18 protein-coding genes are annotated in these 20,464 nt (G+C 48.2%); 7 read left to right on the top strand and 11 right to left on the bottom strand.

Annotated features, from left to right (window positions below; translation table 11 throughout):
• Positions 1–3: 3 nt before the first annotated feature.
• Positions 4–699 carry an amino acid ABC transporter permease gene (locus FMS18_RS13360; protein ID WP_163295171.1) on the top strand — a complete coding sequence of 232 codons (696 nt, stop codon included), beginning with the start codon at positions 4–6 and terminating at the stop codon, positions 697–699.
• 163 nt (positions 700–862) lie between these two features.
• On the opposite strand, the gene FMS18_RS13355 is transcribed toward FMS18_RS13360, so the two are convergent.
• The 5 genes from FMS18_RS13355 to FMS18_RS13335 all read right to left on the bottom strand — a co-directional run bounded on the left by FMS18_RS13355 (position 863) and on the right by FMS18_RS13335 (position 2,737).
• Positions 863–1,189 (bottom strand): hypothetical protein, encoded by a 327-nt coding sequence (locus FMS18_RS13355; RefSeq protein WP_163295170.1) that lies wholly within the window; start codon positions 1,187–1,189, stop codon positions 863–865.
• A 140-nt stretch (positions 1,190–1,329) separates the two neighbouring features.
• Positions 1,330–1,803, bottom strand: coding sequence for a hypothetical protein (locus tag FMS18_RS13350; protein ID WP_163295169.1), 474 nt, complete (start codon positions 1,801–1,803; stop codon positions 1,330–1,332).
• A 58-nt stretch (positions 1,804–1,861) separates the two neighbouring features.
• On the bottom strand, positions 1,862–2,095 hold the full coding sequence (locus FMS18_RS13345; RefSeq protein ID WP_163295168.1) for a SlyX family protein: 234 nt from the start codon (positions 2,093–2,095) through the stop codon (positions 1,862–1,864).
• Positions 2,096–2,155: 60 nt separating this feature from the next.
• Complete coding sequence (locus tag FMS18_RS13340; protein WP_163295167.1) at positions 2,156–2,425, bottom strand: hypothetical protein; 270 nt, start codon at positions 2,423–2,425, stop codon at positions 2,156–2,158.
• Between the two features lie 48 nt (positions 2,426–2,473).
• Positions 2,474–2,737: a FeoA domain-containing protein gene (locus tag FMS18_RS13335; protein WP_239061037.1), complete on the bottom strand. Its 264-nt coding sequence runs from the start codon at positions 2,735–2,737 to the stop codon at positions 2,474–2,476.
• Positions 2,738–2,916: 179 nt separating this feature from the next.
• Between FMS18_RS13335 and carB the strand changes: the two genes are divergently transcribed.
• From carB to FMS18_RS13310, 5 genes are all read left to right on the top strand, one after another.
• A complete protein-coding gene (carB, locus tag FMS18_RS13330; RefSeq protein WP_163295165.1) occupies positions 2,917–6,150 on the top strand; it encodes a carbamoyl-phosphate synthase large subunit in 3,234 nt (1,077 codons plus the stop codon).
• Positions 6,151–6,227: 77 nt separating this feature from the next.
• Complete coding sequence (gene purF / locus FMS18_RS13325; protein WP_163295164.1) at positions 6,228–7,616, top strand: amidophosphoribosyltransferase; 1,389 nt, start codon at positions 6,228–6,230, stop codon at positions 7,614–7,616.
• Positions 7,617–7,643: 27 nt separating this feature from the next.
• Complete coding sequence (locus FMS18_RS13320) at positions 7,644–8,174, top strand: YkgJ family cysteine cluster protein (RefSeq protein WP_163295163.1); 531 nt, start codon at positions 7,644–7,646, stop codon at positions 8,172–8,174.
• Positions 8,175–8,186: 12 nt separating this feature from the next.
• On the top strand, positions 8,187–10,598 hold the full coding sequence (locus FMS18_RS13315) for a penicillin-binding protein 1A (protein ID WP_163295162.1): 2,412 nt from the start codon (positions 8,187–8,189) through the stop codon (positions 10,596–10,598).
• A gap of 184 nt (positions 10,599–10,782) precedes the next feature.
• The gene (locus tag FMS18_RS13310; RefSeq protein ID WP_163295161.1) at positions 10,783–12,942 is read left to right on the top strand and encodes a methyl-accepting chemotaxis protein; all 2,160 of its coding nucleotides are present in this window, start codon (positions 10,783–10,785) and stop codon (positions 12,940–12,942) included.
• A gap of 45 nt (positions 12,943–12,987) precedes the next feature.
• Here the strand turns inward: FMS18_RS13310 and FMS18_RS13305 are convergent, their stop codons facing one another.
• The 6 genes from FMS18_RS13305 to FMS18_RS13280 all read right to left on the bottom strand — a co-directional run bounded on the left by FMS18_RS13305 (position 12,988) and on the right by FMS18_RS13280 (position 19,103).
• Positions 12,988–13,683, bottom strand: a complete 696-nt coding sequence (locus FMS18_RS13305; protein ID WP_163295160.1) for an orotate phosphoribosyltransferase — start codon at positions 13,681–13,683, stop codon at positions 12,988–12,990.
• Positions 13,684–13,750: 67 nt separating this feature from the next.
• A complete protein-coding gene (gene pyrC / locus FMS18_RS13300; RefSeq protein ID WP_163295159.1) occupies positions 13,751–14,794 on the bottom strand; it encodes a dihydroorotase in 1,044 nt (347 codons plus the stop codon).
• Positions 14,791–16,119 carry a Zn-dependent hydrolase gene (locus FMS18_RS13295; RefSeq protein WP_203544633.1) on the bottom strand — a complete coding sequence of 443 codons (1,329 nt, stop codon included), beginning with the start codon at positions 16,117–16,119 and terminating at the stop codon, positions 14,791–14,793. The genes pyrC and FMS18_RS13295 overlap by 4 nt, the downstream gene beginning before the upstream one ends.
• Positions 16,120–16,137: 18 nt before the next feature.
• Positions 16,138–17,415, bottom strand: coding sequence for a TRAP transporter large permease (locus FMS18_RS13290; protein ID WP_163295158.1), 1,278 nt, complete (start codon positions 17,413–17,415; stop codon positions 16,138–16,140).
• A gap of 15 nt (positions 17,416–17,430) precedes the next feature.
• Positions 17,431–17,949 carry a TRAP transporter small permease gene (locus FMS18_RS13285; RefSeq protein ID WP_163295157.1) on the bottom strand — a complete coding sequence of 173 codons (519 nt, stop codon included), beginning with the start codon at positions 17,947–17,949 and terminating at the stop codon, positions 17,431–17,433.
• 134 nt (positions 17,950–18,083) lie between these two features.
• A complete protein-coding gene (locus FMS18_RS13280) occupies positions 18,084–19,103 on the bottom strand; it encodes a TRAP transporter substrate-binding protein (RefSeq protein ID WP_163295156.1) in 1,020 nt (339 codons plus the stop codon).
• A gap of 374 nt (positions 19,104–19,477) precedes the next feature.
• Between FMS18_RS13280 and FMS18_RS13275 the strand changes: the two genes are divergently transcribed.
• A complete protein-coding gene (locus FMS18_RS13275) occupies positions 19,478–20,362 on the top strand; it encodes a helix-turn-helix domain-containing protein (RefSeq protein WP_163295155.1) in 885 nt (294 codons plus the stop codon).
• Positions 20,363–20,464: the final 102 nt, after the last annotated feature.

The following is a 20,464-nucleotide window of genomic DNA, read 5'->3' as shown; positions in this document are numbered from 1 at the left end:
CTCGTGCAATGGGATGTAGTTTGGAACAACTTGGATTATTTTCTCTGGGGCGCCTTTCCTGATGGACCCATCGGCGGTCTGGCAGCCAGTATTATTCTGGCTTTGCTCGGTATTTTCGGTGCTTTCTGGATCGGTCTTGCCGCAGGTTTGATGCGTCTTTCCCGCAATAGGCTGGTTAAGTCCGTATCTGTCGTCTATATTGAAGTTATTCGCGGGATTCCCCTGCTGATGCTCATCTTTTGGTTCTATTTTCTGGCTCCTGTTGTGCTTGGTCGCTCTCTGCCGGAATTTCAGTGTGCCCTGGTTGCTTTTATTGTTTTTACCGGTGCATATATCGGTGAAATCGTAAAGGCCGGGGTTATCGCCCTGCCGAGGGGACAGATGGAAGCCGCAAGGGGAACAGGTCTTTCTCATGTTCAGGCCATGCGTTACGTAATTCTGCCGCAGGCCTTGCGCAATATGATTCCTTCCTTTGTTAACCAGTTCGTATCCCTGACCAAGGATACCTCCCTTGCCTATATCATCGGGGTGAACGAGCTTACACGTACAGCCACACAGGTTAACAACAGAACCCTGTCCGCTCCCACGGAAATATTTATTGCCATCGCGATTCTTTATTTCATCGTCTGCTATGTGCTGACCTGGGCCAGCCGCCGTATGGAAGCGCATATGGCAAAGTATCAGGCCAGAGATCGTTAGCTTTCGTGGACTTGGATGTCTCTGCTGAGCGTTTCCGCACCTGTTGCTAATGGGTGTAAGGTTCTGTAGCAAGTGTTTTGTTATAGCAAATAAGAAAGGCAGTCCTGATCGGGCTGCCTTTCTTCGTTCAATGATAATTATAGTTTGATTTGCAGCAGCTGGATCAAGTGGAGAATTGCAATTTAAACTCTTGTTCCAGAATTTTTTTAGCCATTTCTTCATTTGCCGAATAAAGATCAGTGTCAAATAGGGCTTTGTGTCCTTTCCAGTGCTTCATGACACCCGAAAGATCCTGATAGGCGCAGGTGTGTCCCTGATGGTGAACATCGCGAAACCAGGCCATTGCCGTGTCGTATACTATTCCCAGATTGTTTTCGAATTCGTTCCACTTTTCCCCTTCTTTCAATTCTCGTTTGACACCTTCGAATACGTGGGCTCCGAAAGGGCGGGCCGGGCCGTATGGAACGGTTGCCGGACGTGCTTTCTTCATGTTGAGCAAAGCACACCACTCATTTACCCTGCATGAGGGTAAAGGCCACGGTTTAGTTCGCAGGCCGGGGCAAACCATTTAGTTTGATACGTCAGTCGGAATATATCCTTTTGGGTCGCTCGCCAGCATTATGAATTCTTTTAATGTTGGTCGATGATCCTGATATTTTCCGGTGAGCATTTTTTATGATGAAAAGCAGGGCACTGGATGCACAAGCCAATTTTACCGGCAGCAATATTGTCTCCGATGGAATTTATGAGAAGTTCTACCGGGTCCGCTGTGAAATATACATCATTGTGGATAGTCAGCACAAAATCTTTGTCAGTGTGCTCCCATCCATACTGGTAGCGGATTGAGTGACGGTAATTTACGTCTGTGAGTAGATCTTCGTCAATATGATTTATCCAACGCCAGTCTGACGGTTGATAAATGGTTATATTGTCCAGCAAATCCAGAACAAACTGTGCTCCTAAAGCCTTTGTTTCTTCCGGGCGGTCCTGCACAAACCAGATGCGGTCTATCCACTGTCCGCTATGTTTCATCAACGAGAGCAGGGATAGTGCTGTTTGAAACGGTTTGCCGTGAGCATTAATGAGAACGTCAATTTTTTGCATGGCGAAGTCCGTGACTGGAGAATTCAAAAAAGTTGAGTTTCAAAAAGGTATACTGTGTTTATACCTGCCCGTAATGTGGTGGTGGAACATCATCCTGCGGTGAAGCGTAGTCCACGGCTTCTTTGAGGTCTTTTATCTGCCTGACCATAAATTCAAGTTTCTTTTCAAGATCGCCGATTTGTTTCTGCTGGGCGATGATGAATTTATTCAACTCTTCAATTGTCTGATCCTGAAGCGCGAGTGCGCTTTCAAGACTTTCTATTCTTTCTTCTGTGGATTTTGTGTTGCTCATGGCTGGAAAGTGCCAGAAGAGCAGGGGGAAGGCAAATAAAAGTAAGCCGGTTGAAATTAATTACGCTTTAGTCTTTTTAGGGGGCAGGTCGTAAGGAACGTCCGTACCGTTGACGACCAGATTGATTACCCGGCCTTCTGTGCGTTCAACGAAATCTTTGTAATTCTTGAGGGAGTTCAGGGTGTTTACGCTGTCCTGAGTATTGGACCATACACCGTAGGATGCATTGTTCTGGTCATGAATCCTTTTCATTTCCAGAATTGTGAGTGACCACCAAGAGCGGTCATTGGCGAGAAGTTCAAGAGATTGCCACTTTGCGTCTGAACCCATGACTGATTCCTCTTGATTGAATTGGCGAAAAATTTAGTTGCGTGTATACTAAAAAGCACTGCATTTGTTGCAGTCGCAAACAGGGATGGCCATAATCTTGTTGGTCATTTCGTGTCCGATAGCAAACTGAGAGCTGCGGACACGGATATTCATTCTACCGTTACCATTGATAATATGTACGATAGTGCCCGGAATTATTCCCATGGAAAGGAGTCTGCTGCGGCAGCACCTTCCACCTTCAAATCCGGTTACTCTGACCGACATTCCGCCTTTGTAGCTGGAGAGCGGTCTTGCATTTGCTGTGTTTGCCATTACGTTCATTGCAATTGATATTTAAAGTCAGTTATGCTCTTTGTCAATGGCGTGAAGAGATTATCATACAAATAAGGTAGACAACTCTGTGCTTGCTCATTTGCGAGTAATGATTTATGACTTTCTGTCTCTTCACAAGTCCTAAAGCCAATATTTCAAACCATTATTGGATGGAGTTCATGCCTAAACGCACTGATATCAAAAAAATTATGCTTATCGGCTCCGGGCCGATCGTCATTGGTCAGGCCTGCGAGTTTGACTATTCCGGAACACAGGCCCTTAAAGCCCTTAAGGAAGAGGGTTACGAGGTTATCCTCGTCAACTCAAACCCCGCAACCATCATGACCGATCCCGTTCTAGCGGATCGAACCTACATTGAACCCATCGAACCCGGCACCATTGCCAAAATCATTGAAAAAGAACGACCGGATGCACTGCTGCCCACCTTGGGCGGTCAGACTGCGCTGAATACCGCCCTTGCTGTTGCAGAACTGGGCGTGCTTGAAAAATTCGGTGTAGAGCTTATCGGTGCATCTGTTGATGTTATTGAAAAGGCTGAAAGCCGTGAACTTTTCCGTGCTGCCATGGAGAAGATCGGTCTTAAGGTCCCCACCAGCCGCATTGCCCGCAACATTGATGATGTGCGCCGTTGCGGTAAGGAAATTGATTTCCCTATCATCATCCGTCCGGCATTCACCCTTGGTGGAACCGGCGGCGGTGTGGCTTACAATATGGAAGACCTTGAAGATATCGCCATGCAGGGTATATCTGCCAGTCTTCAGAACGAAGTCATGCTTGAGGAGTCCATTCTCGGCTGGAAAGAGTACGAGCTTGAGGTCATGCGTGACCGCAAGGACAACTGCGTAATCATCTGTTCCATTGAAAACATCGATCCCATGGGCGTGCATACCGGTGATTCCATCACTGTTGCGCCTGCTCAGACTTTGACCGATGTTGAATATCAGATGTTAAGGGATGCGTCCCTCGCCATCATGCGTGAAATCGGTGTTGAAACCGGTGGTTCCAACGTACAGTTTGCAATCAACCCTGAGAATGGTGAGCTTGCAATTATTGAGATGAACCCCCGTGTTTCCCGTTCTTCCGCATTGGCTTCCAAGGCGACCGGATTCCCCATTGCCAAGATCGCAGCCAAGCTTGCGGTTGGTTACACTCTTGATGAGATTCCCAACGACATTACTCGCGAGACAATGGCTTCTTTTGAACCGACCATTGACTACTGCGTAATCAAGATTCCAAGATTTACTTTTGAAAAATTCCCCGGTTCCGAGGATTATCTGACCACCGCCATGAAGAGTGTCGGTGAGACCATGGCAATCGGCAGAACTTTTAAGGAATGTTTGCAGAAAGGTCTACGGTCACTTGAAGTTGGTATGCCCGGTTTCGGCAAGGTTTTCGAGCCCGCTGAGATGGACCGCGATGAGTTGATCGGTTTGATCCGCAAGCCTAACTCCAAGCGTATGTTTTTCCTGCGGGAAGCTTTCCTTGCCGGTCTGACCCCTGAAGAAATTTTCGACATCACCAAGATTGATCCTTGGTATCTGCATCAGTTTGAAGATCTTGTTACTTTTGAAAAAGAACTCAGACAGTTCTCCCTTGAGATCGGTTTGTATTCCGGTGATGAACGGGTTGCGGCCATGTTTAAGAAAGCCAAGGAATACGGTTATTCCGATCCACAGCTGGCTACCATGTGGCGTGAGTCTGAAAAGAATGTCCGTGAATTCAGGAAAAATCTCGGCCTGATTCCTACTTACTATCTGGTTGATACCTGTGCCGCGGAGTTCGAGGCTTACACCCCTTATTTCTACTCCACTTACGAGTCAGGTCAGGAAGCTGAATCCATGAAGGAACGCAAGGTCATGATCCTTGGCGGCGGTCCCAACAGGATCGGGCAGGGGATTGAGTTTGACTATTGCTGCTGTCACTCCGCATTCGCGTTGGAAGACATGGGCGTGAAATCAATCATGGTCAACTCCAACCCGGAAACTGTCTCCACTGACTATGACACCTCCGACAGACTCTATTTTGAGCCGCTTACTTATGAAGATGTGCTTAACATCATTGAGTTTGAAAAGCCTGAAGGCGTCATTGTCCAGTTTGGCGGGCAGACTCCTTTGAACCTCGCTATTCCATTACTTAAGGCTGGGGTTCCCATTCTCGGAACTTCTCCTGACGCAATTGACCGCGCAGAAGACAGGGAGCGTTTTCAGGCACTGCTCCAGAAGCTAGAGCTCAAGCAGCCGCCGAATGGAACCGCCATGTCTCTTGATGACGCTAAGGCAATTGCCGAGCGTCTCGGATATCCTCTGGTGCTACGTCCTTCTTACGTTCTTGGTGGACGTGGTATGGACATTGTTTACAGTGACGAGGAATTTGATACTTATTTCCGCGAAGCCGCGGTTGTTTCTCCTGAGCACCCCATTCTCATCGACAAGTTTCTTGAGAATGCGGTTGAGGTGGATGTTGATGCTCTTTCCGACGGCGACCAAACCTATGTTGCCGGAGTGATGGAGCATATTGAGGAAGCTGGAATTCATTCCGGTGATTCTGCTTGCGTACTTCCTCCGCATACTTTGAGCGATGAGCTGGTCGCAGAAATTGAACGTCAGACTGTGGCCCTTGCTGAAGAGCTGGAAATTGTCGGTCTGATGAACATTCAGTTCGCGGTCAAAGATGGTGATGTTTACATCATTGAAGTAAACCCCCGTGCTTCCCGTACCGTACCTTTCGTAAGTAAGGCTACCGGTATCCAGCTTGCCAAGATGGCTACAAAGGTCATGCTTGGTGAAAAGCTTAAGGATCTCGACCCTTGGTCCATGCGTAAGGAAGGGTTCTACTCTGTTAAAGAAGCGGTATTCCCCTTTAACAGGTTTCCCAATGTGGATGTTAAGCTCGGACCTGAAATGCGTTCTACCGGCGAGGTTATGGGAATGGATTACACTCCTGGTCTCGCTTTCATGAAAGCTCAACTTGGTGCAGGGCTGAAGCTTCCCCTTGAGGGAACAGTCTTCATTTCCGTAAAGGATAGGGATAAGGATGCCATTATTCCCACTGCTCAGAATTTTCATGAATTAGGTTTTAAAATTCTGGCTACCGGTGGAACTGCTGATTTTCTAAACGAAAAGGGCATTATTACCGAGAAGATTCTTAAAGTTCATGAAGGACGTCCTCATGTAGTTGATTATATTAAGAATGGGGATATTGATTTACTTATTAACACTCCATCCGATAAGAGTACGGTCACTGACTCCAAGGAAATCAGGCAGACCACCTTACTTCACGGATTGGCATATACAACGACTGTCGCAGGAGCCCATGCCATGAGTTTGGCAATTAAGGAGCAACGCGGCAAAGGACTTGATGTGCAGTGCTTACAGCACTACCACAACATGTAAAAGACTTATAAACTGGAAATAACGGACCGGGCTTCACACGCACCGGTCCTTTCCTTTTTTTAGCAAGAGCAGGAAAGATGAAAAAAGAATATTGCGGACTGTTTGGGATTTACGGACACCCTGAAGCAGCAAGAATGACCTATTTCGGCCTTTACGCCATGCAGCATCGCGGGCAGGAATCTGCCGGGATCGTGACCTGGGATGGCGGAACTATCCGTGAACAGAAGGGCATGGGGCTTGTAGCCGATGTCTTTAACGAGCGCCATCTCGGGAAGGAACTTAAAGGCGATATTGGTATCGGGCATATTCGTTACTCCACAACCGGAGCTTCCCTGATCAGGAATGCTCAGCCTTTTCTCGTCAAGTTCGGTGATTTGAATTTGGCAATTGCCCATAACGGGAACCTCGTGAATACTCTTGAGCTGCGTAAAGAGCTCGAGGCACAGGGCTCCATCTTTCAGACCACTATGGATTCCGAGGTTTTTGTTCATCTGATCGCCAAGAATCTTAATGGTAATACCATTGAAGACGCGGTAATGAAGGCCTGTCGCAAGGTCAAAGGTGCATTTTCACTGCTGATCATGGCAAATGATAAGCTCATCGCTGTGAAAGATCCCAACGGATTCAGGCCGCTTGCCATTGGTCGTGTGGGTGATAACTACGTCTTTGCCTCTGAAACTTGTGCTTTCGATCTCATCGATGCTGAGGAAATTCGTCCTGTTAATGCCGGAGAGATGGTAGTTGTGGAAGACGGTAAACTCACTTCCTATACTTATTGCGAAAGTGCTCCCAAGCGTCAGTGTATTTTTGAATTGATTTATTTTGCCCGTCCGGACTCCACCGTGTTCGGTGAAGTTGTTTATGAGCGCCGCAAGAAAATGGGCGCGGTTCTGGCTACTGAGCAGCCTGTAGATGCTGATTTTGTTATGCCGTTTCCTGATTCCGGTAACTATGCCGCAGTAGGCTATTCTCAGGAATCAGGTCTACCGCTTGAACTTGCCATGATCCGTAACCATTACGTTGGCCGTACTTTTATTCAGCCTTCACAGGATATGCGCGACTTCAGCGTAAGGGTGAAGCTAAATCCGGTAAAATCCATGATCAAGGGCAAGAAGATCCTGATTGTGGAAGATTCCATCGTACGTGGAACCACCACCCGGACCAGAGTTAAAAAACTTCGTGAACTTGGTGCTCGTGAAATTCATATGCGGGTAAGTTGTCCCCCTATACGTAACCCATGTTATTACGGTATCGATTTTTCATCCAAGGGCGAACTTATTGCCGCCAACAGCACTGAAGAAGAAATCGCACGTTTCTTGGGCCTTGATTCTCTGCACTACCTGTCCATCGACGGTCTGCTCAGTTCAGTGGAAGAAAAAGATTCTTACTGCCTTGCCTGCTTTAACGGTGATTATCCCATTCCTCCCTGTAAGGGATACGGGAAAATGTGCTTTGAGGATGAGTAATAAAAGAACCGGGAGTTTTTGATTATCATGAACGATCCTTTTGTTTGTGCCAGATGCGGTGCCAAGGGGCCGACATGTTGTGAACTTACTCCGGGTACTGAGGAAGTCTGTTTTCCTGTTTCTGAATATGAACGGGAGCGCATTATGGAATGCGTTCCCGATTCCGGTGGTTTTGCTCTTCAGCTGAATACTTCGGTTTTTATTGAGAACATGCTCAGACTGTTTCCGGGACAACGTAGGACTGTAAAAAAACTTTTTCCTCCCGGCGGAACCCATTATCGGCTGGAAGTTGATTCCGGCGGAAAATGTTTGTTTCTTGGTAATGAAGGGTGTGTGCTTCCCAAGGAAGCCCGGCCGCTCTATTGCCGGCTTTTTCCTTTTTGGACAGATGAGAATGGCAGGATTACGCTTCTTGAGGTTGAAAACTGTCTTGCACAGCATGAAAACAAGACTCCGGGAAAGTTGTTCAAAGCTCTTGGAGTTACGCAGGCCGAAGTGCGCGAAATGCATAGTAGGCTGAGAATCGCTTGGGGATTTGTTCCCCATGCAGATGATTGATGAGAATCATAGATGAAAAAAGTATATAAAATATTACTGATAGTTACATTGGTGATGGGAATCCTCGGCGTCGGGTCCATGGCCGGTCTTTATTTTTGGGCATCCAGCGATCTGCCCGGATTCAAAAATATTACCGACTATAATCCGCCGCTTGTTACTACTGTTTATTCCCGCAACCACAAGGTTCTCGGATATTTCTACAAGGAAAAGCGTTTTCTGGTCCGCATGGACGAGATGACCCCGCTGCTGCCCAAGGCTTTTCTGGCGGCTGAAGATGCTTCCTTTTATCAGCATGACGGTGTTGATTTTACCGCCATCTCCCGTGCATTTGTTGCCAACATGAAAAGCGGTGCCAAAACTCAGGGTGGTAGTACCATTACCCAGCAGATCATCAAACGTCTGCTGCTGACTCCGGAAAAAAGCTATAAGCGTAAGCTTAAGGAAGCTATTCTTGCTTTCCGTCTGGAGCATTATCTTGAAAAAGATGAAATCCTGACCATTTACCTGAACCAGATTTATCTTGGCGCAGGTGCCTACGGTGTCGAAGCTGCTGCGCGTACCTATTTTGGCAAGCATGTTAATGAACTTTCCATTGCCGAATGTGCACTCCTTGCCGGACTGCCGCAGGCACCCAGCCGTTATGATCCGCTACGCCACCCGGAAAGAGCGAAAGCGCGTCAGCTTTATGTACTCGGCCAGATGTATGAGCATAACTGGATTTCCCGTGACGAGTACAACAAAGCCGTGGAACAGCCTCTTGTATACAAGAGCATGGAAGATCCTTCATGGAAACACGGCCCTTATTTTCTTGAGGAAGTGCGCCGTTGGCTGATCGATAAATATGGTGAGGAAACCGTCTATAAAGGCGGTCTCAACGTATACGCTTCCTGTGATATCAAGCATCAGGATGCTGCGGATCAGGCTGTTAAAAAAGGACTTGAAGCATCCACCAGACGTCGTGGCTGGAGAGGGCCGCTGCTGGAGCTGAAGCCTGCGGAATATGCGGGATTCCTTGCTTCTGAAATTATTCCTGAACCGGACCTTCGCCCCGGAAAATGGGTCAAGGTGCTTGTTACCAAGGTTTCCAAGAAGGAAGCTGCGGTTAAGTTTGGAAAATATGCGGCCTCCATGCCGGTTACGAGCATGAAATGGTGCCGTACCCCGGATGTGAAAAAAGCACCTGAAGATGTCCGTCCCAAGAAAGATGCCACCAAGATCCTCAAGAAGGGTGATGTGGTCTGGGCAAGACTCGATAAGGCCTTTTTTAAGGACGGCAGCGAAGTTAATTTTAATCAGGTAGATCCTGATACCGATACTCTTGGTGATGTCAGCTGGCAGGTTTCACTCATGCAGAAACCTGTTGTACAGGGCGCGCTTGTTTCCATGGATCCCAAGACAGGTGATGTTTTGGCTATGGTCGGTGGATATACCTTCAGCGGAACCCAGGGCAGCCAGTTCAACCGCGCAACTCAGGCTAAACGCCAGCCCGGTTCAGCTTTTAAGCCCATTGTATATTCTACAGCCATGGACAACGGGTTTACCCCGGCTTCTATCATGATGGACGCTCCGTTTGTTTATACTGATATGGAAGCTGGCAAGCTTTGGAAACCTCAGAACTTTGAGGGTGTTTTCTACGGTCCGACCTTGCTGCGCACGGCTCTGGTAAAGTCCAGAAACCTCGTAACCATCAGATTGGCCCGTAAGATGAGCATCGATAAAATCATCCAGCGTGCCAAAGACATGGGCCTTGAAGCAAATTTCCCCAGAGATCTTTCTGTGGCACTTGGTTCCGGGTCTGTAACTCTGCTGAATATGGTTGAAGCTTATTCAACCTTTGCACGGGGCGGATCACGGGTTAAAGCCCGTCTGGTACTTTCGGTGAATAGTGCATGGGGCGAACTTCTTTATGATTCAAAACCGGAAATTACTGATGCCATCAGCCCGCAGACAGCTTACATCATGTGTAACCTGATGAAGGAGGTTGTGCAGCATGGTACCGGCTGGAGAGCTAAGGTGCTTCGTCGTCCTGTTGCGGGCAAGACCGGAACTACCAACAACGAGCAGGATGCATGGTATATGGGATATTCTCCATACCTTGTTACCGGGGTATTTGTCGGTTTTGACCAGTTGACTCCCATGGGTAAATGGGAAACAGGCTCCCGCGCGGCCAGTCCGCTATGGGTTGCTTACCGCAAGAAGGTGGAGAAGGATTATCCCTATGAGGATTTCCCACAGCCCGAAGGTGTGGTCATGGCCAAGATTGATGCAGCTTCCGGCTTGCTTGCCGGGCCGAACTCCAAGGAAATCTACTTCCTGCCGTTCAAAGAGGGCACTCAGCCTACTAGAACCGCATCCGGTTCTGGTGAGGACGGTGATTCCGGTGGGGCCGGTTCCAGTGAGGATCTGTTTAAGCAGACGTTCTAAATTATCAAGTTTAATTGAAGTTTTTACCCCTCGTGCTCAAAAGTGCGGGGGGTATTTTTTTTGATTAGTAAAAATATATATTCGTATGTTACATTTCTGTTACGATGTGATTTGACGACTAATGGCGGTGTCTGCGTAAGATTTGTAATTTTCTGAGAAGTTCTCTGGCGGAGCGGGAGGTTGTATGAATTTATTGGGCAATCTGAAAATTAAGACCAAATTTTTAGGTAATATCATCATTGTTCTCAGTTTATGTGCTTCTGCGTTGGGTATGTACCAGTTTGCGTTGAGCGAAACAGGGGATGGCTATACGCATGTGCTCAGTGAAGAGGTTTATATCTCAATGCAGGTTCAGCAAGCAGAGATTGCCATGTTGGAAGCCCGTAGGGCTGAAAAGGATTTTATGCTCAGGAAAGATATGAAATATCCTCCTCGTGTTGAAAAGAAAGTGTCAGAAATTATTACGGCTATGGGCAGTATCTCTGAAACAGGGTTAAAGTCAGGGCTGACAGTAATAAGGCAGCTTGCCGAAACGATTATAAACGATGCTCAAAAATACCAAGATACATTTAAGGCTATTACGGAAAGCTATGTAGTCAAAGGTTTGTCACCCAAAGAAGGTTTGCAAGGTGAATTCAGAAAAGCTGCCCATATGATTATGGACCGTGTCCCGGCGTTTGCGGTGGATAATCTGTATATGCACTGGTTGCAGATGCGCAGGTATGAAAAGGATTTTATCAGAACAAAAAGTCCGAAATACCGTGACAGGTTTCTGGCTGAACTGAAGGCTTATGAAAAGGATGTCAGCGAAAGCGGGTGTATGGAACAGGCTAAGAATATTCAGCTTGCGGAGCTCAAAGTTTACGGGCGGGCAATGAAACGGATTATGCAGGGAGTTCCTGCTGATCTTCAGTCTTCATTGTACCTTAAAGCCAGGACCTCTGCCGGGAAGATGGAGAAGGCTTTGAAGTCGGTATTTGTTCCGCGTGTTGAAGCTTCGGTTCTTGCTGTGCGTAGGGCTGAAAAGGATTATCTGCTTCGGGGAAGCGATAAATATGTGAAGAAAACTCTTGCGGGACTCGAAAAGTTAAGTACAGCTTTTTCAGAGTCAGCGGTTCCGGCGGGGAATAGGGCTGAAATTGAAAAATGTATTGATATTTACCGTGCTTCATTCCGGTCTCTTGTGGATGAGAATCAGAAAATTGCCAAGCAGAATAGTGAAATGCGGGCTGCTGTTCATGCTATCGAACCAGAATTGGTGAAAATACATGATTTGGCAGAAGAACGTATGGGGCAGCGTACAGTTACTCTTAATGCAGAAGCCGGACTGTTTTCAAAAACAGCTATGGGTATTGGCGGGGCTGCTTTGTTTCTTGGTATTATCGTTTCATTGCTAGTGACGAATTCTATTGTCCGTCCGTTATGCACGGCAGAAAATACGGTTAAGAAAATGGCGGATGGAGACCTTAATCATGATGTTGAATCAACAAATCAAGATGAAACCGGGGTTATGCTTAATGCCATGGGTGATATGATATACAGGTTGCGTGATGTTGTTGGCGGAGTAAACTCGGCTGTATCAAATATTGCATCAGGGAGTGAAGAGCTGGCTTCAACTTCTGAATCCATGTCTCAGGGGACATCTGAGCAGGCAGCCAGTGTGGAAGAACTCTCCGCATCCATTAATTCTGTTACAACTTCTATTGAAAAGAATGTACGGAATTCAGAGGAGACGGCTCGTATAGCGAATAATGCATCTTCCAAGGCGGGTGAGAGCGGGGAGGTGGTTGCCGGTGCTGTCGGTGCCATGAAGGATATTGCCGAGAAGATTACTATCATTGAAGACATTGCCCGGCAGACCAATTTGCTGGCCCTTAATGCTGCTATTGAGGCTGCAAGAGCAGGGGAGCATGGCAAGGGATTTGCCGTAGTTGCCGCAGAGGTTCGGAAACTGGCAGAACGCAGTGGGGTGGCAGCCGGGGAAATCAGCGAGCTTTCGACGAATACCCTGAATGTTGCTGACAGGGCTGTTAAGATGCTGAATGAACTGGTCCCGGAAATCGGCAAGACTTCTGAGCTGGTAGGGGAAATTAATGCGACCTGTGCGGAGCAGGGTGAAGCTATCAAGCAGATTGGATCAGCTGTTTCACAAGTAGAAGTGGCAACCCAGTCTTCTGCTTCGGCTGCTGAAGAAGTTTCAGCGACTTCACAGGAACTGGCCGGTCAGGCTGAAAGTTTACGCCGTATGATGGGCTACTTCAAGTGTGATTCAAGCGTCCAAAGTTTTGCAGAGCCTAAAGCATTAGCTTCTGCTGAAGAGTTGGATGGAATGGATCGGTTTTAAATATGAAAATGGGGGATATCATATCCCCCATTTTCATTAAATAGCTTATTCAGGATAAGTAGAAATACCACCGTGTGCGGCGGACCAGTCAACGGGGTTGTTCAGGAATTTTTCAACTTCATCCAGAGATTTGGAATCGAAGTACTTTTCTTTCTTGGCAACATTGAGGATATCCCACCAGTTTGCGAGAGAAAGCATTTCGAGGCCTGCATCAGCAAGGGTTTCCTTTGCTTTGGGGAAGATGCCGTAGTGGAAGAGTACGAAGGTGTGGGTTACTTCAGCACCGGCTTTGCGCAGAGCCTGAGCAAAGTTAATCTTGCTGCGGCCGTCGGTGGTCAGGTCTTCAACCAGCAGGACTTTGGAACCTTCAGCGAAATCGCCTTCGATCTGAGCGTCACGGCCGAATCCTTTGGGTTTTTTGCGTACGTACTGCATGGGCAGCATGAGGCGATCGGAGAGCCATGCTGCAAAGGGGATACCTGCGGTTTCGCCACCGGCAACGCAATCGATGGATTCAAAACCGACTTCGCGCAGGATTACGGAAGCACCGAAATCCATCAGGGTCTGGCGTACGCGGGGGAAGGAAATGAGCTTGCGGCAATCAATGTAAACCGGGCTGGCCCAGCCGGAGGTGAATTTGAAAGGCTCATCTGCACGGAAGTGAACTGCTTCTACTTCGATGAGCATTTTCGCTGTGATTTCAGCGATTGTCTCTTTGTCGGGAAAGCTGGTAGGAACCATTTTTTCTCCTTGTGTTATTTGTATCGCGAAAAAAAAGCTGAACCGAAATATAACGGTTCAGCCTCTGTCAATCAACCAAATCCCAATAAAGGGGGGTGTCGGGTTTGAATATCTTTACGACATCGCCTCCGACTTTAATCTGCCAGTCTATTTCAACGGGTTCTTCTCGTTTGGCTAAAGAAATAGTGCTGCCATTGGGAGAAAACCCGTAAAATCTGGCACCGTATATGGAAGTAAAACCTTCGAGTTTGTCTAGAGCGGAAAGCTCATCAAACACCTGGGTTACATATCCTATTGATGTGGGGGCATTGAAAATACCCGCCGCAGCCCCGGCTTTTTCTTTGGCTCGGGCCGGATGAGGGGCAGAATCAGTGCCGAGGAAAAATCTTTCATCACCGGAAACAGCTGCATTGCGCACAGCCTCGCGGTCTTCAAATGTTTTGGCTACCGGCAGGCAGTACATGTAGGGATTCATGCCGCCCTTGAATAGATCATTGCGAGTCAACAGCAGATGATGCGGAGTGATGGTGGCAGCCATGTTTTCATCCTGCTCAAAAACGTAATCGACCCCGGCCTTGCTGGTCAGGTGTTCGAATACAATTTTAAGTTCGGGGAAATCTTTGCGAACCGGATCAAGCACACGTTCGATGAAGACTGCTTCCCGGTCAAAGACGTCCACTTCCGGGTCGGTCACTTCGCCGTGAACGGAAAGTGGCATGCCGATTTCCTGCATGGCTTCAAGTACGGGGTAGACATTTTTAATGTCGGTTACGCCGTTATCGGAATTGGTGGTCGCTCCGGCGGGGAAAAGTTTAACCGCATGAAATGCCTTGACTGCGTAAGCGGTGTGAATTTCATCCGCTGAGGTGGAGTCGGTCAGGTAGCAGGTCATGAGAGGTTCAAAGTGTGAACCTTCGGGTCTTACTGCAATGATGCGTTTGCGGTACTCTTCGGCAAGTCTGGCAGTGGTTACGGGAACCACCAGATTGGGCATGACAATGGCCCGTCCGTAAATTTTTGCACTGGAAGGAAGCACTGCCGCAAGCATATCACCGTCGCGCAGGTGAAGATGCCAATCATCAGGTCTTATGATTGTTATTTCGTTGTTCATATGCTGAACTCCGTGATTGTGCGATGCAGTACTGAAAGGCCCCGGATGAAATCTTCCATGTCCATTTCCTCTTCCGGGTTGTGGGAGCCGTTGCGGTTACGCACGAAAATCATGCCTGTGGAAACACCCGCGTTGGCGAAGAGCGAGGCATCGTGCCCAGCTCCACTTGGAATAGCTTCTACAGGTAACCCTTCTGCAATGCAAGCATTGTTTATGCGATCCACAATTTCCTGATCAATAACTGCCGGGGGAGTCTTGACCGGTTTATCAAATTCAAAATTTACCCTGCGTTCATGGGTGATGGTGGCGCACTCAGAGTGGAGCAGGGCTTCTATGGCTGCAAGGGTATGTTCATACTGGCTGCGGGCTTCGAAGCTGAAAGTTACCTCACCGGGAATACGCGACATGGCATGATGCTGCGGATCGGTACAGAGTATACCACAGGTTGCCACCAGATCGCCACCATGTTGCAGGATGGTGGTCCAGTGGTCGTCAATCCGGGTAATTAGTTCCGAGGTGGCGAAAACCGCATCTTTGCGCAGCCAGCGGGGGACAGCACCTGAATGGCCCGCCTCACCGATGCATTTGATCTTGCGGTGGCGGATGTTGCCCCGGATTCCGGTTACAGCGGCAACGGGCAGATTGCGGGCAATCATGACCGGACCCTGCTCAATGTGCAGTTCAAAGAAGGCTTTGATCTTTTTAGTATCAATGAGCATTTCACCCTTGGCAATGCGCTCAACATCCGCGCCGCAATCGGTCATGTGCTCTTTGAGCGGACGGCTGTCATCACGCTGAAGAAGTTCCTGTTCGGATTCTTCCAGTTTACCGAGCAGAGCCTTGGAACCGAGGTAACAGGCACCGAACCACGCGCTTTCTTCACCGCGCAGGGCGATGACCTTTACCGGAATTTCAGGAGTTTTACCGCTGCGTTTCATCTCGACAAGGCAAAGCAGTCCGGCGATGACTCCGGCGGCCCCATCATAATTTCCGCCTTGGGGGACGGAATCAAGGTGCGAACCGATGAGGATGTAGTCGGCGTCAGCAGGAGTTTTTTCAAGTTCGATGACAAGGTTTGCGGCATTGTCACGGTAGGTGGTCAAGCCTTCCTCGTGAGCGAAATTTTCGATCAGTTCAAAAGCCCGTGTTTCCGCTTCTCCGTATGATGGGCGGGATACCCCGGCCACATCACGGGATAGTTCTTCCAGATCGGCAAATAGCTTTTCCGCCTCGGCAGTCAGATGCTCAAGGGAGGCCGGGGTCTGGGGAACCGGATGCGGGCTGTTGCTGCCAGTTGCACCCATATTGTTGGTCATTGCGTTCATAATGATAACCTGCCTTTTTTAAGGGGCAATGAGGCTTGGCAGAAAGGTTGCCAGACCGGGAACATAGGTGACCAGAATAAGGACCAGAATATTAATGAACAGAAACGGCCAGACTCCGTTGATAATGGACATGACCGGCTTTTCCAGAGTGGAAGAGGCAACGAAAATATCCAGCCCGAAGGGCGGGGTGATCATGCCGATGCAGATGTTCAGGCAGACGATTTGACCAAAGTGGATAGGGTCAACACCCATTGAAAGTGCCACCGGATAAAGAGGCGGAACCAGGATCAGCAGAGCTGAGTTGGGATCGATGAACATTCCGGCAATAAAAAATGCGATGTTGACGATCATCAGGAAGGTGATCGGTCCGGCATCAATTTGAGTGAGAAAATCTGTGATCAGTACCGGAACCTGAGCAAGAGTGACAAAGTAGGAAAGTACACTCCCCATGGCCAGCAGGATAAAAATGATTGTGGTGGATATTGCAGCCCGTTCGGTAATGCTGATCAGTCGGGAAAAGGACAGGTTCTTGTATACGAATGCTTCAATAAGGATAGCATAGACAACGGATACAGCAGCTGCTTCTGTGGGAGTGAACAGGCCGGAATAAATACCGCCGAGAATGATAACCGGAAGTCCCAGTGCCCATGCAGCGGACCTGAAAACACTCAGAAAAGGTACGGTGCTTTTTTCTCCACGGCCTACGCCTTTGCGCAGGGATTCGAAGATGACCAGCCCGGCAAAAGCAAGACCGAGAGCCATACCGACACCGAGTCCGCCGATGAACAGCCCGGTGATTGAAGTCCCGGTCATCCAGCCGTAGATGATCAGGGTGATGGAGGGCGGAATGAGCAGGGCGGTTTCAGCACTGGAAATGATCAGGCCGAGGCTGAATTTCTCGCTGAATCCGGTTTTGCGCAGTTCCGGGTACATTAGTTTACCCATGGCAGCCACAGTTGCCGGCGCAGAGCCGGAAACGGAACCGAAAGCCATGGAACCGAAAATTGTGGTATGGCCGATGCCGCCGAGACGATGCCCGGTGAAGTGTTTGATCAGGTCGGTTAAGCGTTTGGCAATCTGTCCAGAAGCCATGAGTTCTGCGGCAAAGATGAAAAAAGGAATTGCCAGCAGGGTGGAAAAGTTGATTCCGCCGACCAGTTTTTGAATCAGCACTGGATCGGGAATACGGGGAAACATGAAGGTCTTGGTCAGGAATGCGGGCACGCCGAGCACCAGCAGCATTTCAAAACCGCAGACGAGCATCAAAAGGGCGATGAGGATAATTACGGGAGTCATGTTCAGCTACCTTTATTACTTGGTCACAGTGACGATGGGCCGGGTGTGGCGGTCGTTGATGCTAAGGAGTTCGAGCAGGTAGCGCAGGGCCAGCAGTCCGAAGCCGACAGTAGGTGCGATGTAGAGCCAGTACATGGGCAGGCCCAGAGTGGGGCTGAGCTGTCCGGTGCGCATGACGAATTTTACAAGGGCGATACCCAGCCAGACCAGATAGATACTGAAGACAGCTCCGGTAAGGTTGATCAGGGTGCCTACCACCTTGCGGGGCAGGTCGGGCATTTTTTCGAAAAGTGTGGTAACTGCCACCTGACGGCCCCGTTCAAGGGCAAGTCCGAGGGCGAGGAAAACTGCCCAGACCATAAGCAGTCTTGTGGCTTCATCTATCCATGCGAAAGTACTGGAGTACTGGGGCATTGTTTCCCGGACCAGAACATTGAATGTGTACAGGCCGACCATGATCAGATTGATGGAAATGATCAGTATTCTCTCGATTATCCGTATCCCGTCCAGCAGGGAACCAAGCAACTTACGCATCTGAAAAACTCCTGGTGTAACAACCTAAAAATAAATTTATTTTTAGGTGAATTTCTCACCAAATTCTCATCTTTTGATATTCTCAACAAAAAGCAGGAGAGGATATTCCTCTCCTGCCTTGAATTAACTTCTAACTATTTCATAATACGTGCGTATTCTTCTTCGTAAAGCTTGATCAGTTTCTGACCTGCAACACCTGCGCGGGCAAGGTAAGCCGCACTGGTTCTGGGGTACATGAGCTTACGCATGGCAGCGCGGTCGGCAGCATGTAGAGGAGATACTTTTACACCAGCTTTTTCGATAACAGCGAGTGCGTCTTTCTGAGCCTGCTCTTTGTGAGCTTCAACACCGGGCATTACTTCTATAAAAGCATCCACAATGATTTTCTGGTATTTCTCAGGCAGGGATTCCCAGTAGGAGGGGTTAAAGAGAACATAGTCTTCCATTGCGCCGTGTTCGGAAGTTACGAGATATTTCTGTACTTCGTAGAATTTCATGCGCTGAATGGTATCAAGGGGGTTCTCTTCGCCGTCTACAACGCCGTTCTGCAATGCGGTGTAGAGTTCACCGAAAGGCAGGGCGATGGCGGAAGCGCCGATAGCTGCAAACTGCTCGATGAGGATTTTGGAATCCATTACGCGGAAGGACTGGCCTTTGAAATCTGCGATGGTGGAGATAGGCTTGTTGGAGGTGAAGTTTTTACGACCATTGGGCCAGGTTGCTATTGCTTTGAAGCCTTTGGAATCAAAGGATTTGAGCAGTGCTTTACCGAATTTCCCCTGACGCAGTTCCTGAGCTTTTACGCGGTCAACAGGAAGTAGGAAGGGAATGTCCATAATGGAAACAGCAGGGTTGAATCCGCCGAGGAAAGCTGCGGCAGAAACAGTTCCTTCAATGGTTCCGAACTGAACGCCTTCGTTCATCTGACGCTGGTTGCCGAGCTGGGAAGAGGGGAAAATTTTGAATTCGACTTCGCCGCCGGTACGCTCTTTAACGAGCTTGGCAACTTTTTCCAGACCCTGATGGCGGGGCTGAAGGGGGGATTCAAGGTGACCGATGCGGGCTTCGTATTTGGCAGCATTGGCGGAAATAACTCCACCCATAACCATGCACAAAGCCAGAGCTACTGTAACAATTCGTCCGAAAAATTTCATTCTGGAAGCCTCCTGAAAGTGTGTAAGTGAAATTGCTGGGCAGTTTCACATGATCAAGTCGAGCCGGAACTTTGCTGTCCGGCAGTTTCCCGACTGGCAATCGGGTTTGATGGCAAACTTAACAGCCCGCAAAATGAATTTAAAGCAAATTCGTATCTGCTTGCAGTTATGATTTGATTGGATGAATTTGAATCAAAAAAAAGATTTTTGTCAATAAAAATCTCATTTTTGAAACAATTCAAAAAAATGTTCACAAAAATGAGATTTTGAGTCACAATTGATAACAATTATGACAAGCTAGATTTTCTGTGGGTGAAGTTGTTTCTATATTATATGTTTGAAAGTTGAATTTAAGCTCTCATGGAGATGGGCCGATGAATGAACTAAGTCCCAAGGAAATAGGATACCGTCTGAAGGCATTCAGGCTTGGTAGTAAGTACAGCACTGAAGAGATTGCAGCCAAGATAGGGATTTCAAGGGCGGCTTTGTACCGCTATGAAAAAGGGGACCCACCTAAGTTGGAAACCCTTGAGGCTATTGCCGAGCTTCTGGGTGTTTCACTTCCTTCTTTGATGGGAGTCGGCGTAGAATATATTTCTTCTGCGATTAGTTTCTTTGAGCGCATGCGCCAGAATGAAGCGGAGTCGGAGCAGCTTTCAGTTATGTTCGGGCTGGTTTCCTATTTGTTGACGACTGATGATTTCGATAAATATTTGGAGATTTCCATTAAGGAAGGATTGCCGGAAGAATTGCAGAATGATCCTGAAATTTTAAACCATATTTCTGAAATTCTTTCTGTATTACAGGAACGTAAAAAGGGCTACCGGCAGCGTAGGCCGAGTATGGTTAATCTGGCTTCTGCCACGAATCTTGAGCAGTTCCTGCGTAGCGGTTTTGTAGGTACGTTTGATTTGCCTGAAGATGTTTTGCAGGAGCGGCGCGAAGTTGCGCGGCGTGAAGTGGAAAATGTAATTACTCTACTCGAAGAGCAGCCCATCGGGGTCCAAATCGGAGTCCTGATTGATTCTGTGCCCAGCACACATTTTCAGATTTTTCGTCAGTCCGAGCGATCCACACTTTGTCTCAGTCCTTACAAGTTATGTCATTTTCCCAATGTACGATTGGGGGTGGGCATGTTAACATCGGCTCCTGAAGCACTTGAGTTGCATCAGCAGATGATTACCGAGCTTTGGGGCCGCGCCCTCAAAGGCCGCAGGGCTGCTGATTACCTGCGCAAGATGCTGGAAGATTGCAAATAAAAACGGGTTCCGCACAATTGTGCGAAACCCGTAGCGAAGCTTATTAAAAGTTTTTGAAGTGTCCAGAGAAACTTTTTTCAAAAAGTTTCTCTGGTCCCCGAA

It is taken from the genome of Desulfovibrio sp. JC022, assembly GCF_010470665.1.
Taxonomy (GTDB): Bacteria; Desulfobacterota; Desulfovibrionia; order Desulfovibrionales; family Desulfovibrionaceae; genus Maridesulfovibrio.
This window is presented reverse-complemented; position numbering and strand designations above follow the sequence as displayed.